The 10,317-nt window shown below is 69.5% G+C and carries 8 protein-coding genes and 1 tRNA gene; 8 read left to right on the plus strand and 1 reads right to left on the minus strand.

Features of this window, described 5'->3' with window-relative positions:
• Positions 1-205 precede the first annotated feature (205 nt).
• Positions 206-290, minus strand: a tRNA-Leu gene (locus GB864_RS16880).
• 336 nt (positions 291-626) lie between these two features.
• Between GB864_RS16880 and GB864_RS16885 the strand changes: the two genes are divergently transcribed.
• The 8 genes from GB864_RS16885 to GB864_RS16920 form a co-directional block, all read left to right on the plus strand.
• The gene (locus GB864_RS16885) at positions 627-1,436 is read left to right on the plus strand and encodes a beta-phosphoglucomutase family hydrolase (RefSeq protein ID WP_160426858.1); all 810 of its coding nucleotides are present in this window, start codon (positions 627-629) and stop codon (positions 1,434-1,436) included.
• Positions 1,433-3,967 carry a glycosyl hydrolase family 65 domain-containing protein gene (locus GB864_RS16890; protein WP_160426859.1) on the plus strand — a complete coding sequence of 845 codons (2,535 nt, stop codon included), beginning with the start codon at positions 1,433-1,435 and terminating at the stop codon, positions 3,965-3,967. Before GB864_RS16885 ends, GB864_RS16890 begins: the two co-directional genes overlap by 4 nt.
• A gap of 129 nt (positions 3,968-4,096) precedes the next feature.
• Positions 4,097-4,843, plus strand: a complete 747-nt coding sequence (locus tag GB864_RS16895) for an FhaA domain-containing protein (RefSeq protein WP_160426860.1) — start codon at positions 4,097-4,099, stop codon at positions 4,841-4,843.
• Positions 4,844-4,896: 53 nt separating this feature from the next.
• Entirely contained in the window at positions 4,897-5,385 is a 489-nt protein-coding gene (locus GB864_RS16900; RefSeq protein WP_160426863.1) for an FHA domain-containing protein FhaB/FipA, read from the plus strand.
• Positions 5,386-5,388: 3 nt separating this feature from the next.
• A complete protein-coding gene (locus GB864_RS16905; RefSeq protein ID WP_336604059.1) occupies positions 5,389-6,624 on the plus strand; it encodes a PP2C family protein-serine/threonine phosphatase in 1,236 nt (411 codons plus the stop codon).
• A complete protein-coding gene (locus tag GB864_RS16910; protein ID WP_202107333.1) occupies positions 6,617-7,996 on the plus strand; it encodes an FtsW/RodA/SpoVE family cell cycle protein in 1,380 nt (459 codons plus the stop codon). The genes GB864_RS16905 and GB864_RS16910 overlap by 8 nt, the downstream gene beginning before the upstream one ends.
• Positions 7,993-9,447, plus strand: coding sequence for a penicillin-binding transpeptidase domain-containing protein (locus tag GB864_RS16915; protein WP_160426861.1), 1,455 nt, complete (start codon positions 7,993-7,995; stop codon positions 9,445-9,447). The genes GB864_RS16910 and GB864_RS16915 overlap by 4 nt, the downstream gene beginning before the upstream one ends.
• On the plus strand, positions 9,444-10,317 hold an 874-nt coding region (locus tag GB864_RS16920), incomplete at its 3' end, for a serine/threonine-protein kinase (RefSeq protein WP_160426862.1). The genes GB864_RS16915 and GB864_RS16920, both read left to right, overlap by 4 nt.

A 10,317-nucleotide genomic window follows, 5' to 3' on the forward strand; every position in this document is an offset into this window, starting at 1 on the left:
CCGGACTCAGCGACGAAGAAGGCCTCTGGACCAGGAAAGGCTGGGCCGGACGCAGCTGACACGCCCGAGACATCCACTCTTTCTGGCCGATAACCCACACTTCCGAGGCGCCCGCCGGGCAACGAAAAACGACCCGAATCCCGTCTGGGACTCGAGCCGTTTTGTGATCTTGCCAATGGAAATCCTCGAACTTGCGAAGATCCCGTGGTGCGCAAGGGGGGAGTTGAACCCCCACACCCGAAGGTACACGGACCTGAACCGTGCGCGTCTGCCTATTCCGCCACTTGCGCATTCCGACGCACTCGCGTGCGACAGCCCACCGAGCCTAACACCTCGCCGCCCGTCCACCAATTCGGCGGCGGGTGCCGGGTGTCGGGGTTGCGGGGTCTCGATACGCTCGCTGCGCTCACTACTCGACCGACGAAGTACTCACTCCTCGACCGACGGGGAACGCGCGCTGCGTTCGCAGCTCGACCGGCGAGGAGCGGCGGACGCGGCTCGAAACCGCCCGAGCGGAATCCGCCCCGGCCGGAATACGATGCTGAGGAGCGCCGCACGTCGGTGCCGGACAGACGAAGCCGACGAGGGGAAGGGCTTCCGTGGCCGACCATCTCACACCCGAAACCGTGGATCTGACGCCGATCCGCGGCTACCTGTTCGACCTGGACGGCGTGCTGACGCCGACCGCGGTGGTGCACATGCACGCGTGGTCGCGCCTGTTCAACACGTTCCTGGCCGCCTACCCGTCGGAGGAGGCGTACAGCGACGCCGACTACTACGCGTACGTCGACGGCAAGCCGCGCTACGACGGCGTGCGGGCGATGCTCGCGAGCCGCGGCATCGAGCTGCCCGAGGGCACGAGCGACGACGCACCCGAGACCGAGACCGTCCGCGGTCTCGGCAATCGCAAGAACGACGAGTTCATGTCCACGCTGAACGCGGAAGGCGTCGCGCCGTACCCGGCGAGCCTCGCCTTCCTCGAGCGCGTCATCGCCGACGGGTGCTCCGTGGCGGTCGTCTCCTCGTCGAAGAACGCCCGCGAGGTGCTCACCGCGGCGGGCATCCTCGATCGGTTCGAGGTCATCGTCGACGGCAAGGTCGTGGAGGCCGGCCACATGCTCGGCAAGCCGGCCCCCGACACGTTCGAGTTCGCGGCGAAGCAGCTCGGCCTGCCGCCCGAGGCGTGCGCCGTCGTCGAAGACGCGGAGTCGGGCGTCACCGCCGGCGCGACCGGCCCGTTCGGCCTCGTCATCGCCGTCGACCGCGGCGTGGGCCGCCGCAAGCTCTTCGGCCTCGGCGCCGACGTCGTCGTCGACGAGCTCGACGAACTGATCCCGGCGCTCGACCGGGCGAAGGATGCCTCGTCGGGCGAGGCATCCACGGACGCCGACGCCCCCGACCAGCAGCAGCCCGCCGACCACGAGGAGCACGCGTGAGATTCGCCGACACCGACCCGCTCGACCGGTCCCGCTTCCCCATCGACGAATGGGCGCTCGTGGAGACCGAGTTCTCCGAGAGCGACCTCGGCGTGACCGAGACGCTGTTCGCGACCGGCAACGGGTTCCTCGGCATGCGCGGCAACGTCATCGAGGGCCGGGTGAAGTACCAGCACGGCACGTTCGTGAACGGGTTCCACGAGACGTGGCCGATCCGGCACGCGGAGGAGGCGTTCGGCTTTGCCCGCGTCGGCCAGACGATCGTCAACGCGCCCGACTCGAAGACGATCCGGCTCTACATCGACGACGAGCCGCTCATCCTGAGCGATGCGGAGCTGCTCGACTACGAGCGCCGGCTCGACTTCCGGGACGGAACGCTGACCCGTCGGCTCGAGTGGCGAACGCCGTCCGGCAAGCGCGTGCTCGTGACGAGCCGGCGCATCGCGAGCTTCACCGACCGGCACCTCGCGGTCACCGACTACGACGTCGAGCTGCTCGACCAGGATGCGGCGGTCACCATCGTGAGCCTCATCCTGAACCGCCAGGACGGTCGCGACGAGTATCGCGGCGGCGTCTCGGCGACGACCATCGTGCCGGGTGCCGCCTTCGACCCCCGCAAGGCGGAGCAGATCGGCGAGCGGGTCCTCCAGCCGCGCCTGCAGCGCCACTCCGGCGCGCGCTACCAGCTCGGCTATCGCACGACGAACTCCGACATGGGCATCGTGGTCGGCGTCGACCACTACCTCCTGACCGAGAATCCGTACACGGTCAGCGGCGAGATCGACGACGACATCGCCCAGCACACGATCCAGGTGCGGGCGCAGGCGGGCAAGCCCATCCGGCTGACGAAGACCGCGAGCTACCACACGTCGACGAGCGTGCCGGTGCGCGAGCTCGCCGACCGGTCGTCGCGCACCCTCGACCGCGCCCGCGACACCGGCACGGACCGGCTCTTCGAGGACCAGCGCGAGTGGCTCGACCGCTATTGGGAGCAGACCGACGTCGAGGTCGGCGGCGAGGCCGAGCTGCAGCAGGCGATCCGGTGGAACCTCTTCCAGCTCGCCCAGGCGAGCGCACGCACCGACGGCGGCGGCGTGGCGGCGAAGGGCGTGTCGGGATCGGGCTACTCGGGCCACTACTTCTGGGACTCCGAGATCTACGTCATGCCGTTCCTGACCTACACCAATCCGACCGTCGCGCGGAACGTGCTGCGGTTCCGGGTGAAGATGCTCGAGGCGGCCCGCGCCCGCGCCCTCGAGCTCAACCAGCGCGGGGCGCTCTTCCCGTGGCGCACGATCAACGGCCAGGAGTCCTCCGCGTACTACGCGGCGGGCACCGCGCAGTACCACATCGACGCCGACATCTCGCATGCGGTGGTGCAGTACGCCCTGGCCACGCAGGACATCGAGTTCCTGGCGCACGGCGGCATCGACATCCTCGTCGAGACGGCCCGGCTCTGGGAGGACCTCGGATTCTGGCGCTTCGGCACGGGCGACGACGTCTTCCACATCCACGGCGTGACCGGGCCCGACGAGTACACGACCGTCGTCAACGACAATCTCTACACGAACGTCATGGCACGGGCGAACCTCGCGGCCGCGGCCTACGCGGTGGACCAGCTCGCGATCTCGGCGCCGCTCGCCTACGACCGGGCGCTCGCCCGGCTCGGCTTCACGCTCGGCGAGGTCGGCGAGTGGCGGCGAGCGGCGGCGCACATGCACATCCCGTTCGACGAGGGCCTCGGCATCCACCCCCAGGACTCCGCGTTCCTGCAGAAGGAGCTCTGGGACCTCGAGCACACGCCCGAGACGAAGCGACCGCTGCTGCTGCACTACCACCCGCTCGTCATCTACCGCTTCCAGGTGCTCAAGCAGGCCGACGTCGTGCTCGCGCTGCTGCTGCAGTCGGAGCGCTTCACTGCCGAGCAGAAGCTCGCCGACTTCGAGTACTACGACCCGCTGACGACGGGCGACTCGACGCTGTCGGCGGTCGTGCAGTCGGTCATCGCGGCGGAGGTCGGCTACGCCGACCTGGCCATGCGCTATTTCCGCTCGGCGCTCTACGTCGACCTCGCCGACCTGCATCACAACGCGGCGGACGGCGTGCACGTGGCCTCGACGGGCGGCGTGTGGGCGGCGCTCATCAACGGATTCGCCGGCTTCCGCGACCCCACCGGCAGTTACCGGTTCGACCCGCGCCTGCCGAAGGACTGGTCGTCGCTGAAGTTCCGGATGACGCTGCGCGGCACGAGATTCCTCGCGACGGTCGAACAGGATCGGATGGTCTTCGAGGTGCTCGAGGCCGGTCCTGAGCCGGTGGAGGTGCAGGTCCGCGGTGCGAAGGTCCGCCTCGACCCCGAGGCGCCCGTGGTCGTGCCGCTGGCCGGCCAGGGACCGCGGCTCGCGGGCGCGCCGACGATGTCCGACGTGCGCGGCGGACGCCGCAGCGACGGCTCCCTGCTCACGGCGACGATCCCGACGCTCTCGCTCGACCTCGACAGTGAAGGGGCGGTCGCCTTCCCCATCGATTGAGACCGCTCGGGCGGTTGCCCCGCCGCGGCGAGTTCCCCGGAATCGCGCGGGGCGCGACATCCCATTGGCGGCGAATGCACCGCGGCGGGCTAGCATGCTGAGGAATCGACGGATGGGATCGGGAGACCTGTGGGCCTACTGGACAACTTCGAGAAGGGTCTCGAGCGCGCCGTGAACGGCGCGTTCGCGAAGACCTTCCGCTCGGGTTTGCAGCCGGTCGAGATCTCCTCGGCCCTCAAACGCGAGATCGACACGAAGGCCGCCGTCGTCTCGCGCGACCGCGTGCTCGTGCCGAACAAATTCGCGGTGCGCATGGCGCCCGCCGACTACGAGCGCATGGCCGGACTCGGCACGACGCTCGTCGAGGAGCTCACCGGCATCGTGCAGCAGCACGCCGCGGGGCAGGGCTTCCAGTTCGCCGGCGGAGTGACGATCGACCTCCTCGCCGACGAGTCGCTCTCGACGGGCATCGTGCAGGTCGACTCGCGCAACGTGAAGGGCGAGGTCGCCTGGACCCCGGTGCTCGACGTCGACGGCACCCGCTACCCGATCCTGAAGGGCCGTACGGTCCTCGGCCGCGGTTCCGAGGCCGATATCGCCCTCGGCGACACGGGCGCGAGCCGCCGCCACGCCGAGGTGCAGTGGGACGGTCGGCGGGCGCGCGTGCGCGACCTGGGTTCCACGAACGGCACGCAGTTGAACGGCAAGGCCGTGAAGGATGCGGTGCTCGAGCCCGACTCGGTCATCACGATCGGCCGTTCCCGCATCGTCTTCCGCGTGCTCGCCCGCGAGGCCCGCGGCGGAGCCGGCTCGGCGTCGCCCTCCCCCATCGTGCGTCGACCGGATGCGGGCGGGTTCTGGGGGACGGAACTGTGACCGATCCCTCCGCCCTCACCCTCCTTGCGCTCCAGCTCGGCTTCCTCATCCTGATGTGGGGCTTCGTCTTCGCGATCGTCTACGCGCTCCGCAGCGACCTGTTCGGCCAGCGGGTGCGCAAGCTCCAGCCCGCGGCGACGGCCGGGGCCGAGCCCCGCGCGGCGACGCCGCCCGGCGGCACCGCGCCCGTCGTGCCCGCGGCGAGCGGCTACCCCTCCAGCCCCGTCGACCGCTCCGACGCCGGCAACGACAACGCTTCGAAGCTCGTCATCACGTCCGGCCCCCGTGCCGGCGCCGAGTTCCCGCTCGGCCGCGACGAGATCACGATCGGCCGATCGGGCGACTCGGCGATCATCATCCGCGACGACTACACGTCGACGCATCACGCCCGACTCATGCTGTGGAACGGCCGCTGGATGATCCAGGACCTCGATTCCACCAACGGCACGTTCCTCGACGGCTCCCGCGTGACCGTGCCCGTTCCCGTTCCGCTCGGGGCCACGGTGAAGGTCGGGGCGACGACGTTCGAGCTCCGGCGGTAGCGCGTGGTGTCGGTCAAGGCGAGCACGGCGGTCTCCCACGTCGGGCGCATCCGCTCGAACAACCAGGATTCCGGGTACGCGGGTCGTCGGTTGTTCTTCGTCGCGGACGGCATGGGCGGCCACGCGGGCGGCGACGTCGCGAGCGCGATCGTCACGCAGTTCACCGCCGCGGCCGACGCCGACTACCCGGATGCCGCCGCCGCCGCCCGCGCCCTGGCCGACACGCTCCAGCAGGCCAACCGACGCCTCGCCGAGACCGTCGCCGACCACTCCGAGCTCACGGGCATGGGCACCACGGCGAGCGGCATCATCGTGCAGGGCGGTCAGGCCGCCATCGCCCACATCGGCGACTCGCGGATCTATCTGCTGCGCGCAGGCGAGCTCAGCCAGGTCTCCACCGACCACACGTTCGTGCAGCGTCTCGTCGACGCCGGCCGCATCACCGCCGAGGAGGCGATGACGCATCCCCGTCGTTCGGTACTGATGCGCGTGCTCGGCGACGTCGAGACCTCGCCCGACATCGACACCGCCGTCGTCGACCTGCTGCCGGGCGACCGCTGGCTGATCTGCTCCGACGGCCTCTCCGGCGTCGTGCCGTTCGACGCGCTGCAGGACTTCCTCGCCGCCGATGTCAGTCCGAAGATCGTCGCCGACCGGCTCGTGAAAGCCTCCCTCGACGGCGGCGCGCCCGACAACGTCACCGTCGTCATCGTCGACATCGGCGATCCCCCGGCCCCCGAGACGCCGCCGCAGATCGTCGGGTCCGCGGCCGCACCGCTCGCCTTCGGCCAGGTCTCCGAGGCGATCCGCACGCGCGGTCTCCGGCTCACGCCGTTCCGTCCGCATCCGGTGCAGGAGACGCACTTCGAGCCGGACTCCGAGGAGTTCTACGACGAGATCATCGAAGAGGATGCCCGGCGCCGCAGGCGGCGCCGCCTCGTCTGGGGCTTCTGGATCCTGCTGCTCGTCGCCGCCATCACGACGGTCGCCTACTTCGGCTATCAGTGGACCCAGACTCGCTTCTACGTCGGGGAGGCGCCGAGCGGCGTCGTCGCGATCTACCGCGGGGTGCAGCAGAACCTCGGCCCCATCTCCCTGCACGAGCTGTACCGGGAGTCCGACGTGGAGGTGAGCGAGCTGCGCACCTACGACCAGCAGCGCGTGCAGCAGACCATCAACGCGGGTTCCCTGACGGAAGCGCTCGCCATCGTCCAACGTCTGGAGGAGTCCGTTGAATGACGTGACGGCCCCGCCGACGGGCAAAGTGAAGCGCATCCGGGTGCCGCAGCGGCTGCGCAACCTGGAGCTGGGCATCCTGATCCCGGCGTTCGTGATCATCCTCTCGGCGATCGTGCTCGTGCAGCTCGGCGCCCTCGGTCACGTCGACACCCAGCTCATCGTGCTCGGCGCCGGCCTCATCGTGCTCGTCCTCGGCCTCCACATCACGCTGCGCTTCGTCGCGCGCGACGCCGACCCGTTCATCGTCCCGATCGCGACGGTGCTGAACGGCATCGGCATCGCGATGATCTACCGCATCGACATCGCGGAGGGCAACGAGGGCTGGGACAGCATCGCGGTCAAGCAGATCGCGTGGACCGCGATCGCGATCGCCGCCGCGATCACGACCCTGCTCGTGCTGCGCAACCACCGCATCCTCTTCCGCTACACCTACCTCTTCGGGCTCGCCGCCCTCGTGCTGCTGCTGCTGCCCCTCGTGCCGGGCCTCGGCAACGAGGTCAACGGCGCGCGCGTGTGGATCAGCCTCGGCGGCTTCCTCAACTTCCAGCCGGGCGAGCTCGCGAAGATCGCCCTCGCGATCTTCTTCGCCGGCTACCTCGTGCGCAATCGGGATGCCCTCTCGATGACGGGACCGAAGTTCCTCGGCATCCAGTGGCCCCGCATGCGCGACTTCGGGCCGCTGCTCATCGTCTGGGCCGTCGCGATGGGCGTCATCGTCTTCCAGCGCGACCTCGGCACCGGCCTGCTCTACTTCGGCCTCTTCCTCTGCATGCTCTACGTCGCGACCGGCCGGTTCTCGTGGATCGCGATCGGCCTCTCGCTCTTCGTCGCCGGCGCGATCATCGCCGTGCAGACCCTCGAGTACGTGCGAGGCCGCGTCGACGCCTGGCTCAACCCCTTCGACCAGTCGGTCTACGACGCCACGGGCGGCAGCTACCAGCTCGTCCAGGGTCTGTTCGGCCTCGCGAAGGGGTCGATGCTCGGCACGGGTCTCGGGCAGGGCCGCCCGTACATCACCCCGCTCGCCGAGAGCGACTACATCATCGCGAGCCTCGGCGAGGAGCTCGGGCTCGCGGGCCTCTTCGCGATCTTCGCCCTCTACCTGCTCTTCGTCGAGCGCGGCTTCCGCATCGGCTTCGCCGGCCAGGACGACTTCGGCAAGCTCCTCGGCGTCGGCCTCGCCTTCGTCGTAGCGCTCCAGGTCTTCGTCGTCGTCGGCGGCGTCACCCGGGTCGTGCCCCTGACCGGCCTGACGATGCCGTTCCTGGCCGCGGGCGGCTCGTCGCTGCTCGCGAACTGGATCATCGTGGCCCTCCTGCTCCGGCTCTCCGACACCATCCGCAACCACCCGAGGCTGGTGATCGAGTCGTGAACCGCGAACTCAAGCGCGTCAGCATCCTGACCCTGGCGATGTTCCTGACCCTCTTCGTCTCGACGTCGATCATCCAGTTCTTCCAGGCGCCGAACCTCGACGCGGATGCCCGCAACACGCGCACCCTCTACGACAGCTACTCGGTGGAGCGCGGCGCGATCGTCGCGAGCGGCGCGGCGATCGCGTCCTCGGTGCCGTCGGACGACGCGTACCAGTTCCAGCGCATCTACGCGAACGGTCCGCTGTGGGCGACGGTCACCGGCTACCTCCCCATCAACGGCGAGGCGACGGGCATGGAGGCCGCGCTCAATCCGGAGCTCTCGGGCAATGCGTCGTCCCAGTTCTTCGACTCGCTCAACCGCATCTTCACGGGTCAGGACCCGAAGGGCGCATCCGTCGAAACGAGCCTCGACGCCACCCTCCAGCAGGCGGCGTGGGACGCCCTCGGCGACTACCAGGGCGCCGTGATCGTGACCGAGCCGGACTCCGGTCGCATCCTCGCGATGGTCTCGAAGCCGACGTTCGACCCGAACTCCCTCGCCGTGCACAACGGCCAGCAGGTCATCGACAGCTACCAGGCGCTCGTCGACGACCCGAGCGACCCGCTGTTCAACCGTGCCACCGGCGGCGACCTCAACCCGCCGGGATCGACGTTCAAGCTCGTCATGGTCGCCACGGCCCTCGAGTCGGGCCAGTACACCCCCGATTCGACCTTCCCGAACCCGGCGTCGTACACGCTCCCGGGGTCCAGCTCGGTCGTCCGCAACAGCGGCGGCGGCACCTGCGGCGGCGGCGCGACGGTCACGCTCGCCACGGCGCTGCGACTCAGCTGCAACATCCCGATGGCGGAGCTCGCCGTCGAGCTCGGCGACGCCGCCATCCGCCAGCAGGCGGAGAAGTTCGGCTTCAACACCGAGTTCGACATCCCGATGCCGACCGAAGCGAGCGTCTATCCACGCTCGCTCGACGACGCGCAGACGGCATTGACCGGTTTCGGCCAGGGCCAGGTGCTCGCGACGCCGCTGCAGATGGCCATGGTCTCCGCCGCGATCGCCAACGACGGCATCGTGATGCGGCCGAACACCGTCGACCGGATCGTGAACCCCAACCTGACCCTGCTGTCGGAGATGCAGCCGGAGGAATACGACCGGGCGATCAGCTCCGCGACGGCCCGGACGATGACCGAGATGATGGTCAACGGCGTCGAGAACGGCGCGGCGAGTAATGCAACAATAGACGGCGTCAGCGTGGCCGGTAAGACCGGTACGGCGGAACACGGCGAGGGCGACCCGTACACCCTGTGGTTCACCGGATTCGCGCCCGCCGACGACCCGCAGTACGCGATCACGGTCATGGTCGAGAACGGCGGCGGGTTGGGTCAAGAGGGGTACGGCAACCTGATCGCCGCCCCGATCGCGAAACAGGTACTAGAGGCGGTGCTGAACAAATGAGACCGAGTGCAGGGCTGACCTTCGGTGGTCGCTACGAACTGCAGTCCCGGATCGCCATCGGCGGCATGGGCGAAGTGTGGCAGGCGACCGATCTGGTCATCGGCCGCCAGGTGGCGATCAAGATCCTGAAGGACGAGTACCTCGGCGACCCCGGGTTCCTCGAGCGTTTCCGCGCCGAGGCCCGTCACGCGGCACTCGTGAACCACGAGGGCATCGCCAACGTCTACGACTACGGCGAGGAGGAGGGCAGCGCCTACCTCGTCATGGAGCTCGTCCCGGGCGAGGCGCTCTCGACGGTCCTCGAGCGAGAGCACGTGCTCTCCACCGATAAGGTGCTCGACATCGTCGCCCAGACCGCGGCCGCACTGCAGGCGGCGCACGCGGCCGGTCTCGTCCACCGCGACATCAAGCCCGGCAACCTCCTCATCACGCCCGACGGGCGCGTGAAGATCACCGATTTCGGCATCGCGCGGATCGCCGACCAGGTTCCGCTCACCGCGACCGGCCAGGTCATGGGCACGGTGCAGTACCTCTCGCCCGAGCAGGCCTCCGGCCACCCGGCGTCGCCGACGACCGACATCTACTCGCTCGGCATCGTCGCGTACGAGTGCCTCGCGGGCCGGCGCCCGTTCACCGGCGAGTCGCAGGTGGCCATCGCGATGGCGCAGATCAACGAGGCGCCGCCCGAGCTGCCCGTCACCATCTCGGAGCCGGTGCGCAACCTCGTCTACGCGTGCATCGCCAAGAACCCGGCCGACCGGCCGCAGTCGGCGGCCCACCTCGCGCGCGCGTCCCAGGCCCTGCGCCGCGGCGACATCCAGACGGCCGCCGCAGCCGTCCCGGCCGTGCTCGGCGCCGGCGGCGCGACCG

This window comes from Agromyces seonyuensis, from assembly GCF_009789225.1.
Taxonomy (GTDB): domain Bacteria; phylum Actinomycetota; class Actinomycetes; order Actinomycetales; family Microbacteriaceae; genus Agromyces; species Agromyces seonyuensis.

Bases quoted from the DNA above. Each gene is read 5' to 3' on its own strand.
- GB864_RS16900 (WP_160426863.1), top strand. From the start codon at position 4,897: ATGTGGGGCTTCGTCTTCGCGATCGTCTACGCGCTCCGCAGCGACCTG.